This is a genomic window from Chryseobacterium sp. Chry.R1 (assembly GCF_039645525.1).
In the GTDB taxonomy this organism is placed as follows: domain Bacteria; phylum Bacteroidota; class Bacteroidia; order Flavobacteriales; family Weeksellaceae; genus Chryseobacterium; species Chryseobacterium proteolyticum.
In genome coordinates this window covers 401,600-416,468 of record NZ_CP151793.1, presented here as the reverse complement: position 1 = coordinate 416,468, position 14,869 = coordinate 401,600, and the positions used below count along the sequence as shown (strand labels likewise).

Annotated in this window: 11 protein-coding genes and 1 tRNA gene; 2 read left to right on the top strand and 10 right to left on the bottom strand. The window is 30.5% G+C overall.

Annotated elements, in window-relative coordinates:
- Positions 1-30: 30 nt before the first annotated feature.
- A tRNA-Met gene (locus AAEU33_RS02000) sits at positions 31-104 on the top strand.
- A 327-nt stretch (positions 105-431) separates the two neighbouring features.
- Here the strand turns inward: AAEU33_RS02000 and AAEU33_RS01995 are convergent.
- The 10 genes from AAEU33_RS01995 to AAEU33_RS01950 form a co-directional block, all read right to left on the bottom strand.
- Positions 432-1,730: an HlyD family efflux transporter periplasmic adaptor subunit gene (locus tag AAEU33_RS01995; RefSeq protein ID WP_172284246.1), complete on the bottom strand. Its 1,299-nt coding sequence runs from the start codon at positions 1,728-1,730 to the stop codon at positions 432-434.
- A gap of 71 nt (positions 1,731-1,801) precedes the next feature.
- Positions 1,802-2,005 carry a hypothetical protein gene (locus AAEU33_RS01990; protein WP_172284243.1) on the bottom strand — a complete coding sequence of 68 codons (204 nt, stop codon included), beginning with the start codon at positions 2,003-2,005 and terminating at the stop codon, positions 1,802-1,804.
- A 49-nt stretch (positions 2,006-2,054) separates the two neighbouring features.
- Positions 2,055-4,247, bottom strand: coding sequence for a peptidase domain-containing ABC transporter (locus tag AAEU33_RS01985; protein ID WP_273650643.1), 2,193 nt, complete (start codon positions 4,245-4,247; stop codon positions 2,055-2,057).
- Between the two features lie 79 nt (positions 4,248-4,326).
- Entirely contained in the window at positions 4,327-4,500 is a 174-nt protein-coding gene (locus tag AAEU33_RS01980; protein WP_345990748.1) for a hypothetical protein, read from the bottom strand.
- A gap of 99 nt (positions 4,501-4,599) precedes the next feature.
- Positions 4,600-6,105 (bottom strand): thioredoxin domain-containing protein, encoded by a 1,506-nt coding sequence (locus tag AAEU33_RS01975; RefSeq protein ID WP_345990746.1) that lies wholly within the window; start codon positions 6,103-6,105, stop codon positions 4,600-4,602.
- A 187-nt stretch (positions 6,106-6,292) separates the two neighbouring features.
- On the bottom strand, positions 6,293-7,540 hold the full coding sequence (locus AAEU33_RS01970; protein ID WP_345990744.1) for an erythromycin esterase family protein: 1,248 nt from the start codon (positions 7,538-7,540) through the stop codon (positions 6,293-6,295).
- 110 nt (positions 7,541-7,650) lie between these two features.
- On the bottom strand, positions 7,651-10,821 hold the full coding sequence (locus AAEU33_RS01965) for a lantibiotic dehydratase (RefSeq protein WP_345990742.1): 3,171 nt from the start codon (positions 10,819-10,821) through the stop codon (positions 7,651-7,653).
- A 4-nt stretch (positions 10,822-10,825) separates the two neighbouring features.
- Positions 10,826-12,019, bottom strand: coding sequence for a lanthionine synthetase C family protein (locus tag AAEU33_RS01960; protein WP_345990740.1), 1,194 nt, complete (start codon positions 12,017-12,019; stop codon positions 10,826-10,828).
- Positions 12,020-12,241: 222 nt separating this feature from the next.
- The gene (locus tag AAEU33_RS01955) at positions 12,242-12,457 is read right to left on the bottom strand and encodes a class I lanthipeptide (protein WP_172284231.1); all 216 of its coding nucleotides are present in this window, start codon (positions 12,455-12,457) and stop codon (positions 12,242-12,244) included.
- 277 nt (positions 12,458-12,734) lie between these two features.
- Positions 12,735-14,486, bottom strand: coding sequence for a helix-turn-helix domain-containing protein (locus AAEU33_RS01950; protein WP_345990738.1), 1,752 nt, complete (start codon positions 14,484-14,486; stop codon positions 12,735-12,737).
- 194 nt (positions 14,487-14,680) lie between these two features.
- Here AAEU33_RS01950 and AAEU33_RS01945 point away from each other — a divergent pair, with 194 nt between their 5' ends.
- Positions 14,681-14,863, top strand: coding sequence for a hypothetical protein (locus AAEU33_RS01945; protein ID WP_172284227.1), 183 nt, complete (start codon positions 14,681-14,683; stop codon positions 14,861-14,863).
- The last annotated feature ends 6 nt before the right edge of the window (positions 14,864-14,869 follow it).

Genomic DNA, 14,869 nt, shown 5'->3' with positions numbered 1-14,869 from the left:
AAATATTTTATATATTTGCACCACCAAAAAGGCGAGGTAGCTCAGTTGGTTAGAGCGCAGGATTCATAACCCTGAGGTCACGGGTTCAATTCCCGTCTTCGCTACTATAGAAAGGAAAAGTAATCATTTACTTTTCCTTTTTTGTTTTCTGCAAATATTGTAAAAGATGATACCCATTAAGATTCATCCTCATTCTTGTTCGAATCTCTGTAGTTTTCTTAAAATAAATATCAATTCAGCTTTATAAAAGGATTTTTGTAAGCGTTATATACAAGAATGTTTTTATGCACGAGTTATGGCTAAATAACATAATTTACGTGCATATGATAATGAGATAGACATTATTATTGGTGTATGAATATTATTGACAGATAATAAAAAACCACAACTATTATTAGTTGTGGTTTTTTATGTATTGTTTTTTGGCTCTATTAGCTTTGATATCCCAATAGTTTTCTGATTTGATAGAAAAACCTTTCGATGAGTCTTAGATCCTGAGTAACAATATCAGCATTACCTCTAAGCTCTTTATCAAATGTGAGATTTCTGTTATATGATGTTTTTAAGCCTTTAGGAAGTAGAACATCTACGTAATAATTTCCCTTTTCATCGGCAGAGAGAGAGATATTCTGTACTTTACCTTCTACAATACCATACTCCTGAAACCTGTAATTATCCAGTTTGATCAAAACCTTTTCTCCGGGAGCAATTTTTCCAGAGTTAGTAGGAGGGACATACATTCTTCCAACTAAATTCTCTTTATTTCGAGGCAATATAGATAAGATCGCATCACCTGTTTTTACAAATTGGTTTTCTCCAAAGAATTGCTGAAAGCTGGCAATACCATCTGTAGAAGAAATAACAAGGAAGTTCTGCTCCCACTGTTTCATCGATTTTCTTAATTGCTCAAACAATTGCAGGCATTGTGAAGAGTAATTAATTTTATCCTTTTCCGTATTGATAGCAGTCCCGCTTTTAGTTTTGTTAAGGTTGGATATTGCTTCTTCCATTTGAGATAAAGAAATGGTAATATTTTCCAGGTTTTGTTGAGCCTGGATGTATTTTATTTTTTCCCCTTCAAGTTCTACGGAAGCGATGACTCCCTGGTTAAAAAGTTCCTGTGATCTTTGATAGCTTTTTTTTGTAAGCTCATATTTAGCTTGTTCAAGTTTCTTTTGTTGTTTTGTCGTGGCAATCCTTACCCTGTATTCAGAAATACTTTGGTTAGCAGCAAGATTTTCAGGAGCGTAAGGCTGAAGTCTCGTAAATAATTCCTGATCCTGAAATGCTTTTGCAAAATTGTTATAATCTCCCTGAAGCTCTCCTAATTTATAATGAGACGTTTCATTTATAGGAAAGGAAGCTAAGTGAGTAGGAGAAAGAGAGTCGATGATTTTTTTCAGAGCAAGAACATCTTTATAGTTCGCAGCAGACTGCATAACCATAAGGACATCATTTTTCTTAACCTCCTGATGGTCCTTGATAAAAATTTTTTCAATTTTAGAATTTGTTCTGGCCTCTAATTTTTCAGGTGGGTTTTGGGAAGTAACCACAATAGGAGCTGACACAAACTCAGGATATTTTATTATATAACTCATAATTAAAATGAGGATAAGGATAATAAATATGATGGTGTTTCCCCAGCGTATCATCCAATGGGGCGGTCTTGTAAGAATATCCTGAACGCTTTCCGAACGAAGCTCTATATTATCTAAAATTTCTTTTTCCATATTAAAATAAACAATTGAAAATAAAAATCCTCAAATAGAGGATTTTGCTTTAATCTCTATAATGCTAAAAATTATAGGGGTAAATTATAATCACATTTGGGATCATTTCCCATTTCAACACCTGGAATTACTCCTCCCGGGCAATATCTGTTGCATGCATTCCACACTTTATCATTTCCTATAATGCAAAAACAATTGCATGGGTAAGCAGGAATTGGGCCTGCACCATTTACTTCTTTTAAAACTTGTCTTTTGATTTTTTTTAAATTGTTCATAATTAATATTTTATGGGATTAGTGTAGTGAAGTTAATAAAAAACACAGATTAATTTCCTAATTCAAGCTGATTTTTTACGAGTCTGTAATATTCCCCCTTCAGAGCAACAAGCTCAGTATGGCTTCCTTCTTCCACTACCTTTCCTTTATCTAAAACAATAATCTTATCTGCATGCTTTACGGTGGAGAGTCTATGAGCAATGACAATGGCTGTTTTACCTTTGAAAAACTGTTCAAGATTTTCCATAATTACTTTTTCATTGTTTGCATCCAGTGCGGAAGTTGCTTCATCAAAGAAAATGTATTCCGGGGATTTATAAACTGCCCTTGCGATGAAGAGCCTTTGCTTTTGTCCACCACTTACGCCCACACCTTCATTTCCTATTTTGGTATTATAGCTTAGCGGAAGTTCTTCAATAAACTCTTTTATATTCGCTATTTCTACTGCTTTCCGTAACTTCTTTTTATCAATATGATCTTCACCTATCGCGATATTATTAGCAATGGTATCATTGAAGATATAGCCTTCCTGCATAACAACACCACAATGATCCCTCCAGAATCTGGGTGAAACATTTGTTAGTTTTGTGTTACCAATTTTAATATCTCCCTGATTGGGTTCATAAAATTTCATTAACAGTTTGAGCAAAGTTGTTTTACCGCTTCCACTGGCTCCCACAATTGCAGTTGTTTTTTGATATGGAATACTCAGATTAAGATTTTCAAACACATAAGAATCCGATCCGATATACCTGAATGAAAGATTTTCTATGTCTATATCCTTTTGAGGAAGGTCTGAAACATATTGTTCATCTTTATTCTCTTCGTCCTCTTTATCATGTATTTCTCCTAGTCTTTCAAGGGAAATTTTAGCATCCTGGGTTTGTTTGATAAAATCAATGAGCTGTAAAAGGGGACTGTTAAGCTGGCCTATGATATACTGTACAGAAAGCATCATCCCTAACGTGAGGTTTCCATCTAAAACCAGTTTAGCGGAAAGAAAGCTTACCAGAATATCCTTCATCTGATTAATAAAGTTACCTCCTACAGATTGCCATTGCTCTAGAGAAAGAGATTTGATCCTGATTTTAAACAGCTTAACCTGAAGGAATTCCCAATCCCAACGTTTCTGTTTCTCTGCATTGTGCATTTTTATCTCCTGCATTCCATTGATGAGTTCGATAACTTTACTTTGTTCCTGAGAAACCTGGGAAAATCTTTTATAATCCAGCTCTTTTCTTTTGCCTAAAAAGAATGTGATCCATCCGATATATAAGATAGCTCCCACGAGGTAAACAATAAACAGTCTATAATCATAAAGAAGTAATACTATACTGAAGATAATTAGGTTAACAAGTGAAAATAACGTGTTAAGTGATGAATTGGTCAGAAGCTGCTCAATTCGATGATGGTCATTAATTCTCTGCATAATATCTCCTGTCATTCTTGTATCAAAGAAACTGATAGGGAGTTTCATAAGTTTGATAAAGAAATCCGAAATAATAGAGATGTTGATTCTTGCAGAAAGGTGAAGTAAAATCCAGCTTCGAATAACTTCAATTCCCATCCTTCCTATAAAAAGCATGATTTGTGCAAGTAAGACCAGGTAAATAAAATGCAGATCCTGGTTTTGTATTCCCACATCTACGATACTCTGAGTAAGAAAAGGGAATAAAAGGGATAATAAACTTCCTGCCAGTAATCCTACGGCAAGCTGAATAACCAAAGACTTATATTTAAATAAATATTTAGAAAGAAAGGAAAAACTAGCCTTACTTTCCTGATCATCAAATTCTGTTTGAAAGAAAGCTGGAGTTGTTTCCAGGATAAGAACAATTCCTTCCTCTGTATTTTCAGTGGCATTTTCACCAATCCATAATTTGATAAACTCGTCTTTATTGTAGGTGATGAGTCCGTAACTTGGATCAGAAATATATACTTTATTATTTTTATCAACTTTATAGACTACGACAAAGTGATTCTTATTCCAATGTACTATACATGGAAAAGGAACTTCTTCAACAAAAGTATTAAAGTCCACCTGAACTCCTAATGAACGGAATCCTAAATCCTCAGCAGCATCACTCAGCCCTAATAAACTACTTCCTTCACGTGTAGTTTCAGAAAGGCTGCGGATTTGTTGTAACGATATACTTTTACCATAATGTTTGCTGACTATTCTAAGACATGTAGGACCACAGTCTTTAGCGTCAGGTTGCCTGTAAAAAGGAAATTTCTTCAAAATTCAAAATCATTTAAAAATGCCGTCATATTTTGACGACATTTTTTATTAATATTTTTTATACTAATTGTCATTATTTCTAGTAATTGCCGTCCATCAGTAAACATCTTTTGGACATTATTACCCTGCAAATTTCTGAAGGACAATAATCAGAATATAACACAAGTCTTCCGTTGGATAATGGTCTGCTGATTAAAGATTCTATTTGAATGCTTTTAGGATTCTGATGTGAAAAAAGTGGTACGTTTTTCATGCTATTAGTTTTCGATCAGTGTAAGCACTGTGATGACTTGTATAATGTTGGTTATTTTTTTCCTAAATTAGTGAAATTTGTTAAATTATTGTAATTATTTTAAATTTCATCATCCTCAATTAATTCATCAATGAAATAATGAATATCCTCACGATCATATTTGTCAGGAAACTGAAATCCGTTAATAATTAAAATAGGAGTAAAGCTTAATCCCGCATTTAGATTTTCTTTTGACATCTCGTTTAATGAATTAAGATCCTCAAACTGGCCACTAGTACCTGCCAGATCTCTGATTTGTTTTTCATCTTTATTTTCAAACCAGGTTTCTACTATTTTTAAAAACTCACTTTCATGCTTGTTTTTATAGATATTCATAAAATCTGATAGGAGGCCTGTTGCTTTTTCGTTGGATTTTTCTGCAAAATAATTGAATCTTATCTGGGCAGAAATTTCATTCGGATATTTTTTTAAAAGACTTTCTAAAATTTCATGTGCTCCCTTGCAAAAACCACAATAAGGATTTGAAACTACTGAAATATGGATTTTTGCATCTTTATTTCCCAGTGAAAAAGTTTCGTTATCACTGAACGTAATTTTTTCCTTATCTAAAAGCTCTCTTTTAAACAGATCATAATTTCTTTTAAATCTTAAATTTTTTGCATTAGACTTTTGAAGAGATTCCTTATCCGTAAGCAAAGTATTGAAATAAGAAACCGCAAAAAAAGTAATTCCCCATAATAATATGCTTAAAATGGCAATATTTGCATTGAAATAAGAGTTTTCAAAAAAGAATAATGTTAAAATAAGTTGAGCTACAAGAACTGAAATGATTAATAGGCAAACTCTACAAAAAGTTTTTTCTACAAAAGCCTGAACATATAGTGAATAACCAATGGCAATAAGGGAAACAATGGTAAAGCCCTTTATTACATAACTTGTTGCAGGCAAAAATAATCCCAATACTGTAATTCCAACAAAATAGATTAAGGAGAAATCAGAAAATTTCAATCCCAGAATACTTGTTTTATCTTCATTAATAATTTTATTACAAGAATTCTTAATCTGATTTGCTGATGTATCACCACAAATGCTACCAATTACTGCTGATGTATTCCCAAATTTTTGATTAAAAATTTCTAGTGAAATATAGACTCCCACTAATGATAAGAAATTAAAGAGGATTTCAAACCATGAAAAATTCAGAATGGAATATAAAAGGATTACGGCAAGAATTGCATATATAAAAGGTTTGTAATTTGATATTTTTTGTTCTGCATTTTCTGTTTTCTCAAATAACAAAACAAAATTGGTCGCATTTTTGTGAAGTTCATCTTTATTTAATGTCTTTGATTTATCAGAATAAACGGAATATTGAGTTCCCGTTTTCTTAACCAAAGAGAAAGAATTATCTACAATTGCAATAAATTCTTCAGGAAGTTCATCCCAATATTCTTTATCCAATTCATAAGCATCGTTTTTTACACCCAAAAAGTTAAGCGTATCACTAAAAGCAAGTGCTGAAGGGTAATTGGGATGCGAATTGAACTGGAAAATGAACTCCTGCTTATCAAGTTTTAAGTAGTTGATTAGTTTATCTAAGGTCATGTTAATTTTTTTATCTAAAATACAAAGATGTTTTAATAAAACAAATATTTCTTCCTTTATAGGTGACTTAAGACTGATTTTTAAATTTCGTTGCTTGTTATGTGTTAATAGAGATTTAGTAAATTATTGTTAATCATTTATATATGCTAAAATTGAGATTTGCCGAATTTTTGCAAGGTGACATATTTTAAAGGGTATGTACAGCTGCGGATGTGTTTTTGATAAAAATAATGCCATCAAAGAAGTCACTAATATTAATGTCTTTAGTATAGGAGTCTTCCCTTTCAGGACCATAACCAATAAACTTCATTTTCAGCAGCTTCTTCAGATTAGAGTTTTGATGTAAATCGATGAAGAACATAGTGTCTTTGTTTTGGGAGAAATAATATTCCCATGATTTCTCTACGATAGGGTTAAGGGTATAGGATTTAAAACTATTGTTTTTTGTGTCAATTCTATCAAGTGTTGCACTATAAGTTCCCTTAGCTGTTAAAGTTCCTAATGCATAATATTTATCACCGTAATGTTGCTTTAGGTATCCTCCCATAGCTAGATCTGTAACATTATAAGGAAATTGAAAAGAAATGTGCGCAGAATGTGCCCATATGATGACTTTCTTTTTTTCTTCCTGAATTTTTGAAATCATATTTGCCATTAATTCATCTCTTGATTTTTCCTCTGTCTTCTTCTTTGCTGCATAAAAAGTTGAAAAAGCGTAGGTACAATTGGCAAGGGCTAATTCTAATGAAGACTTAGAGGATTTCATTGTATTTTGCTTTGTAAATGCATCAATTTTTTGTGTAAGTTCATATCCTTCATTCCCATTTTCTATGAGAGTATTCATATCAATCTTAAAATTTTTGTCATTTTGTTTATTCCAGATAGAATCCTGGATATTTCCAATTTCTTTTAGCCTTAAAAGATCCTTATTTATATCTTCATTATTTGATCCAAGTTGTTGCTGCAGAATTTTAATTGCATTAGATACATAATTAAAATCAGCTCCATACAAAGTAATTTTATCTGAATGTTTTTGATTGTAAAGTCTAATCCATGTAAGGAATTTTTTAACTTCGTCTGTTTGCCATATGGATAAAAGATTATTCTGCATCACAGTAGACAAAGGAACTTCAGAATTTAATTCCTGATTAAGGAAATAAGTATCGCCGAATGCATTTTCAAAAATTATTGTTTTATAACCTTTATTGACAAGTTCCTTTATTAATGCTATTCTAACATCATTAAATTCTTTAGTGCCATGTGTTCCTTCCCCTAAGCCAATAATACTTTTTGTATCAAAGGCATTTATTACTTGTTTCAGGTTTTTCCCTGTTTCCATATTTATAGAAGTATGTTTGTATTCCTGTGATTTTATAGTGGAATTATTAATCCATATAAATAGGAGGATATAAACCACTTTAAGTCTACTTAGCATAATATTTTTGTTTATTTCCATTTCAAAAGTATTTGTATAAATAAAGATAATTTCATCATTCATTCTTCTAAGCTGTATTACCAGAAGAGACGTAATTCCCTTTAAAAACCTTATTTTGCTAAAATCTCAACCGGCTTTTTTACTTTATTCTGATTGATCTTTTGATTATAATATCTTTTAAGGATATGGTATAATGAAAACTCGTATAATCTTTGTTTATTAGTAAAAAGCCTATTGACACTCATATGTATAATACTTTCTACTAATTTATCATGAGAAAGCTGATGCAGGATTATTTCTTCTCTTATTAAGCTAAAGTAATGATCTATAATTTGAAACAATATTTCTCCTTCTTCTATATCTTCTACTTTCTTTTCATCTATAAGATTCTTATAATAGATTCTCTTTTGATTATAATCCTTATCTAGCTGGACGATTGTTTCCCTGCTGAACGAAAATTCGTTAGTAAAGTAATCACAAACATTGCTTGTATATTGACAAGCGTCTTCCAAAGAAATATTAAATGCTTCAATATATTTGTGTACAATATAAATTCCCGCTTTCCATTTGATCTCTTCAGGATTTTGATAATTATGAGTGATTACTGTTAACAATTCTGTCAACATCATGCTGTCGTGAAAGAATATACTTTCAACAGGCTCGATAGTTTTTGCCCCATACCTTTCTAATTCTCTTTTATAAGTATTTTGAGAAATATCTATGATTCGTTTATCTTGATATAAAGCATTGAATACTTTATTTAAAGCTAAATGAGGTATTGATGATTGTTTATTGCTGAAAATTCTTAATCTTATATGATAGTCTGGATCGTTATATCTAATAAAAAACCACTTGTCAATACTTTTGTTTTCTACTAATACATCAAGTTCTTCCTTTAGATCAGTTAAAACTTTATCAGATTGATTAGATCCCATATAGATATTATAATATGTCCAATCACTTCCAATTATATAATTTCTTTGAGCACTCAATTCTTTTTCAGAACAATAAATATCATTAGAACTTATCTTAGCCGGAATTTGTTTTTTGAAAAAGTAAAGCATTTCGTTATGATACTCATTTCCGTCAGTATCTTTGATCGCTTTATATTCTTCCAATATAGACTCCTGGATATTAATTACGGAATGTTTTTTAGCTTCTTCAATAAATATTTTCAAAGATGTAGCATGATGTGAATTAATCATCATTTCATTATCAAACATACTGATACTAAAGAAGGCTGGAATTTCTTTTTCTTTTGTATACTTTTCCCATGTTTCCAACAATTCGTGATCTGAAGAAGTATTTTCCAGGGCCTCAATAACTGACTTTGGTATTTTCCAGGATGCTTTTCTTAAAATGATGTTTTTATAATTTATTCTTGGGATTCTTTCGAAGAAGTCGGGTAAAAAACCTAAATCCAATGCATAGCTTCCAGTCCCCTGAAGTTCCTGAAGTTCGGCTAAAAAGGTGAAAATTGGTAATCCTTTTGCTTTGTAATTTAAAGCACAACTTAAATAAGGTAAGACTTCTTTTTTCTTTTGTTTTGACCTTAGTATAAATTCATCATTAACAAGTTTTATTTCCAAATCTGAAATTGGGATCTGATATTCTTGATCTACACTTGAATTTACTAAATAAGGTATTTCATATTTTCTTGAATTTGCCCTGTGCATAACATTTCCTAATCGATCCTGAGGAAGGTGGTTGAGCTCAGCAACAATTTTATCATGATGAATTTTTTCCTCGGCGTCCACAATGTCATGATAAAGATCTTTGATTTGATCATCTATTGTTGAAAATCTTCCAATAAGGAAGTTGGCTGTAGGTCCCCCAGCGTATTTTAAGAATATTTTTTTATTGTTTTCCTCATTGCTAACAAGAGATGTTGATACACAAAACGTTGCATTAAGTGATTTTTCATCTTTAGGAAATTTTTTAAGTTCAGATTCTGTGATCTCTATATCGCTGGAATGATTAGATAAGCCAGCTAGTATTTTGTCTTTCCAAAAATCGTGTAAACTATTGTCCCATGTAATTTTTGTTAGAGGTGATCTATTTCTAGCTGTGTATTGGAAATCATCAACCAAATAATTTTTATGGGTACCACTTTTGTCTCCATATCCAATACCATATTCCATATCAACAGCATCTGCTACAGGGACCCATTGGTTTTCATATCTCTTAGCAAAACTCTTTTTAAAGGCTTTTAGTTCAGAATTTTCTCTGCCTTTTAAACTGAGTCTGGTTAAAGCGTCCATTGCCTCGTATATAATCTTAATGTTTTCAGAATCAAAAGATGAGTTATTAGGCTCTTTTATTAAATCAGCTTGTAATAATTTACTTTTTGTAAAATATAAATTCCCAATACTTCTTATAGATTGGTATAGCTCTTCCAGTTCTTGGGTGTGATTTTCAAAATTTTGATTATCTAAGGTAGCTACCTTATTCAAAATATCTTCTATTTTTTTCTTTAGCTTCTGAATTTCAGTATTTTTTCCTTGACATTCACTATCAATTCTCATTAACGTGGAAATAATAATATTTTCATGGCTTTCCCCAGTCGTAGAAGGTTTTAATTCAGACATGAAGATTTGAGCGTCAATTAATTCTTTTATAAAGGATGATCTTTCTTCATAGGAGTAGTCTTTAATTAAATCAAAATCGATCATCTCATGAATGTAGCGTCCTTCTCTGGAAAACTTTAAAAGCTCCTCGATAATTTCAGAATACTCTACAGATGATAAATCATAACTTTTTCCTCCCTGTTCTAAGCTAACCTCTACATATCTGTATTTATTACCAAGTTTGTATAATGAGTTATTGGGCTTATATTTTAAATATGGAAAAACATATTCCTGCTTTTCAACATAGTCAGATAATTGATATAAGAATTCCATATCAAATTTAACTTTGACATGATTATAATCTGAGTTTGCATTGGGAATGCATAGCTGGGTATTTTGTTGATGAGATTCTTCAACTACAGAAATTCCCGAAAAGGTACCGAAAGGGGTAGATCTGGTAGACATTCTTGATAAATATTTCAATACTGACTTTTCCAGTTTTTCTTTCTTTTTAGAATCTGCAATTTTATTGTTCAGGTAAAGATTTATTTGTTCTGATAACTCTGGCGAAGCATAATGAATTGCTATTCTAATTTGATCATTTTGTCTTATGACTTCCCAGATATCCGTAGTAGGCTCAAAAACTTTTTTAAAAAATGATAAAGGCAATGCCGGAGTCCTTATGATGGCTTTATTAAAATGTGTATAAGTCATATCCTTAGTTTAATAATAAAATATTATCCCAATCTGAATCTAGATTACTGTTTTCTCGCATTAATAGCATAATTGCTATCCCAATTTTTCCATTGAGTAATGATATAGTACTTGTATATTCATCATCTCCAACATAGGTTCTGTAACCATGAGATTCTTCGTCTACTGAGTAAAAATCGAGAGTAGTTTCAAACCATTTTTGAGATGATTCCTTTAATTTTTCATTCGAGGTAATTTTATACAATTTTTCGTAGATGTATGAAACACCTGCAGTACCGTGGCAGATCATGGCATCTTTAACAACGAATCGTTCATGGTCTCTCTTCAATGCATTAATTGCAACTTGCTCTGCTATAGAATAGAGATAGGAGTCTTCCAGAAAGACAGCACTTTTTAATAATCCCAATGCAATAATATTGTCTCCGTAACACCATCCTAATGGAGCGTTATATGTACTTTCCCTGTTTGTATAGATAATACTTGGAAATTGACAAGAGTTTTCTTTTTTATAAAATTCCAATATCTTATCTGAAATGGCCTTAATTATGGATCTTACATCATGAGATATCTGGTTTGAATATTTTATAAGGAGACATAAGTTTGAAATGAGTCCATGAGCCATTCCCAAATTATATTTAGCTGTATAATCTCCTGATTCATCAAAGAATTCCAAACTATTATCTTTTTTTATTTGCTCTTCTACAATGAAAATATATTTTGAAAAAAAACTATCAATTTTTTCTTGTAATAAGACATTTTCACTTGCCCTCTCTAACAGGCAAAGTGATATTCCCAATCCGCCATGTAAGAAATCAAACTTTTTATTGTGAAGGCAGACATCAATTTCTTGCAATAAAATGGTGTCAAAATCTTTTAAAACGACTTCAAATTCTTCTGAAATTATTTTTTTCTTTTTTAAAAGATTCAGGGCATATCCTATTCCTGCCAAACCATTGCAAAATGAATTGCCACCAGAATAATTATCTTCATTGATATCTTGAAAAATTTGGGTAATTACATTTCCAATTTTATCAATGTATTGAGCATCTTGGGTGTTCTCATATAATAAATAATATAAAATCAATACACCGGCTCTACCATTGAATAGAGAGTTATCATTAGTATTAAATACATTCTCTGTTATATCTTGTTCCAGCTCGTGTATAATATTGCTGATATTTATATGTTTTGTTTTCATAGTTAATTATGATAAAGTGGTGAGTAATAGTTTTATTAATAAGAGAGCAACAAACAGCATATTTGAACTTAATTAGAGTAATTCGGTGTTGTGACGTATTGAGTTGTTAAAAATCAGTATAACAGATATAATCTATGAGCGATTAATATTATTATATTAAGGAATTAACCCCGTATACACGGGGCTAGTTCCAAAATATAATCTTTTATAATTTTATTAATCTTAACCTTGAGGCTCTAATCCTTCTTCTTGATCTTTTGGTCCTAGAGGTTTTGTTGTAGAAGAATCCATTGTAGAAGTACACCATCCACAAGTGAACCCAGCACATGTGCTACCTCCAAAATTTCCTCCTTTTACATTTGACATTCCCTCTGCACTTAGTTGAGCGATTTTTTCCTTGTTTAAGCTTAATTTGCCTAATGATACTTGTTTTTTCATTGTTTTAATTTTGATTTTTAATAATAATTTATTCTGTCATATAATCCCTGACATCCGGGAGTGTTTGCTATTAGCGTAATATTCTTGTCTTTGTGCGCACAATTAAAAAATATTATTTGTTAATCAATTTTTGTTTTTGATTACAGAGCAAACTTACAGAACATTACATCTCAAAAAAAAGGAATAGGATGTGTATTTATAAATGTATAGGCATTGATTTATAAATATATTTTATTTAAGTATCTGTTAATTAGGCTTTTGTTAAGGATTTTGAAGTTTAATTCTGATTATGGGATTTTTCTACCTCTTTAATATAAATGGAAAGTGTAGTTCCTGTTTTTTTCTTAAAAGCAATGGAAAATGCTTGTTCATTATTATATCCCAATTCCTCTGAAATGACAGAAAGCTTGTAAGATCTAAACTTTTTATCATGAACTAATCTTGTTAACGCATAATTAATACGAAGATCATTAAGGTATGATGCGAAATTTTTTTCCTTATATGTATTAATAACATCCGATAAATAGGCAGAATTTGTTTTTAAAGTTTTTGCCAGACTACTAAGTGTAATTCCCTTTTTCAAAAATTGTTGCTTGGTCTCGAAATTTTCTAATCCCTTTAAAATAAACTGTACAACATCTTCAGGAATTGATTTAGATTTAGATTCAATTTGATTAAATGATATCTTTTTATCAGAGATATCAGTAATTATGACATTAGGCTCTGGTTCTGTAAACGCATTATTCTTTTCTTCTATGGAATGAATTAATTTCTGAGCAATTTCTCGATGCCGTTTTTCCGAGTTTTTAGATTTTTTATAGAGATATAAGAGGACTAAAAGACCAATAAATAATATACTTATTGAGATGTAGAGAATTTTTTTTCTGTTTTGTAGGTCATTAATTATATTCTCTTTTTCTTTTAATAATTGAGGAGTATCATATCTTCTAGGTAATTCTCGCGAAATATATTTAAATTGTGAATCTAATAATTTATCAACCTTTAAGAATCGCTCGATATAGTACAGTTGTTTTTCTTTATTATTTTTTTCTTTATAATAATCAATCAAGTAAGTATATATATCACGAAGTTCAGGAAAAGTATTGTTGCTTTTTTGTTCTATAGAGTCTATTGCAATAAAGTTTTCTGCTGCTTTATCCTTATTTTTCAATCCATCATAGGCTTTTCCCAGATTTAATAATGTATAGCTTATATTTAGATCATTTTCATTTTTGGCAAAAAATTCTTTACATTTTAATAACTTTTCAATGGCAATATCATATTTGTTTAATTTCAAATTATAAAAACCATCTAAAAATAAATATTGGTAATATTTGTAACTATTCTTATTTTTTAGTGCTGCTTGAACACCTTCTTGTATTAATGTTTTAGCAGAATCCATTTTATTAATCTCAATATAGGTGTCAGCTAAATTATAATGGATTCTACCCTGCTCAGCTTCATTGAAGTAATTTCCATGATACAGGTAGAATCTTAAAATTTTTGCAGCTTCTGCATGTTTTCCAATATAATTATTTAGGTAAGCAACGCTAATATTTGCAATAGCTATCTGCCTTTCATTATTTTTTTCTTTCGCATATTTTAGACCTAGCATATAATTTTCAAATGCTAGTTTTAAGTTATCGTGTCTTAAGTAAAGATTACCACGTAATAAGTAAATTCGTGCAGGATATATTTTTTGATCAAGATCTTTTTTATAGATCGATATGCTATCTATATATTTTAGAGCATTTTGAAGGTCTAAATTAAAATGCCTCAGAACATAGCCTTCAGTTATTTCAGTAGTATTTTTCTCGTCTTTTGCTTTTTGCAAATAATATTTTGAAATTACATTAGCATTACTAATTTTATCGTTACCCACATAATCATAGAATTTTTCTTTTAATTGGGAATATGAATATATTTTTAATGTATCATTTATCTTACCTTTTGAAGGTGAAAGGTTAAATACTAATATGAATAATAATAAATATGCTGATCTCATTGTTCCACAAATAACTGGATGCAAAATTATAATTTTTTTAATAAATTATATCGACAAATAATGAGTTATTCTGTTTGTGTTCAAATGTTTGTTTGTCAGTTATTTATTTGTGTTTTTATTAAATTAGATTTATAAATTTATATGTATTTATAGATGTGCAATTAAAAAAAATTACTTTATTTGCAACTCTTAATTATAGAACTTAAATTTTAAAAAAAATGGAAAAAAAGAAAAAATTATCTTTGGAAAAAATTCAGATGGTGAAAATTAACAATTTGAGCAAAATTGTTGGTGGAGGATCTAAGAACACTGTAATAGGATTTGAAAATACGGAAGAAGGAGGATGCCATGATCCGAATAATACAAGCAAGCCAGTTGAGACAATACATGCAACTGCCTAATAATTT

Excerpts from the sequence above, each read along its gene's own strand:
- AAEU33_RS01995 (WP_172284246.1), bottom strand. The coding sequence starts at position 1,730 with ATGGAAAAAGAAATTTTAGATAATATAGAGCTTCGTTCGGAAAGCGTT.
- AAEU33_RS01990 (WP_172284243.1), bottom strand. The coding sequence starts at position 2,005 with ATGAACAATTTAAAAAAAATCAAAAGACAAGTTTTAAAAGAAGTAAAT.
- AAEU33_RS01980 (WP_345990748.1), bottom strand. The coding sequence starts at position 4,500 with ATGAAAAACGTACCACTTTTTTCACATCAGAATCCTAAAAGCATTCAA.
- AAEU33_RS01975 (WP_345990746.1), bottom strand. The coding sequence starts at position 6,105 with ATGACCTTAGATAAACTAATCAACTACTTAAAACTTGATAAGCAGGAG.
- AAEU33_RS01970 (WP_345990744.1), bottom strand. The coding sequence starts at position 7,540 with ATGCTAAGTAGACTTAAAGTGGTTTATATCCTCCTATTTATATGGATT.
- AAEU33_RS01965 (WP_345990742.1), bottom strand. The coding sequence starts at position 10,821 with ATGACTTATACACATTTTAATAAAGCCATCATAAGGACTCCGGCATTG.
- AAEU33_RS01960 (WP_345990740.1), bottom strand. The coding sequence starts at position 12,019 with ATGAAAACAAAACATATAAATATCAGCAATATTATACACGAGCTGGAA.
- AAEU33_RS01955 (WP_172284231.1), bottom strand. The coding sequence starts at position 12,457 with ATGAAAAAACAAGTATCATTAGGCAAATTAAGCTTAAACAAGGAAAAA.
- AAEU33_RS01945 (WP_172284227.1), top strand. The coding sequence starts at position 14,681 with ATGGAAAAAAAGAAAAAATTATCTTTGGAAAAAATTCAGATGGTGAAA.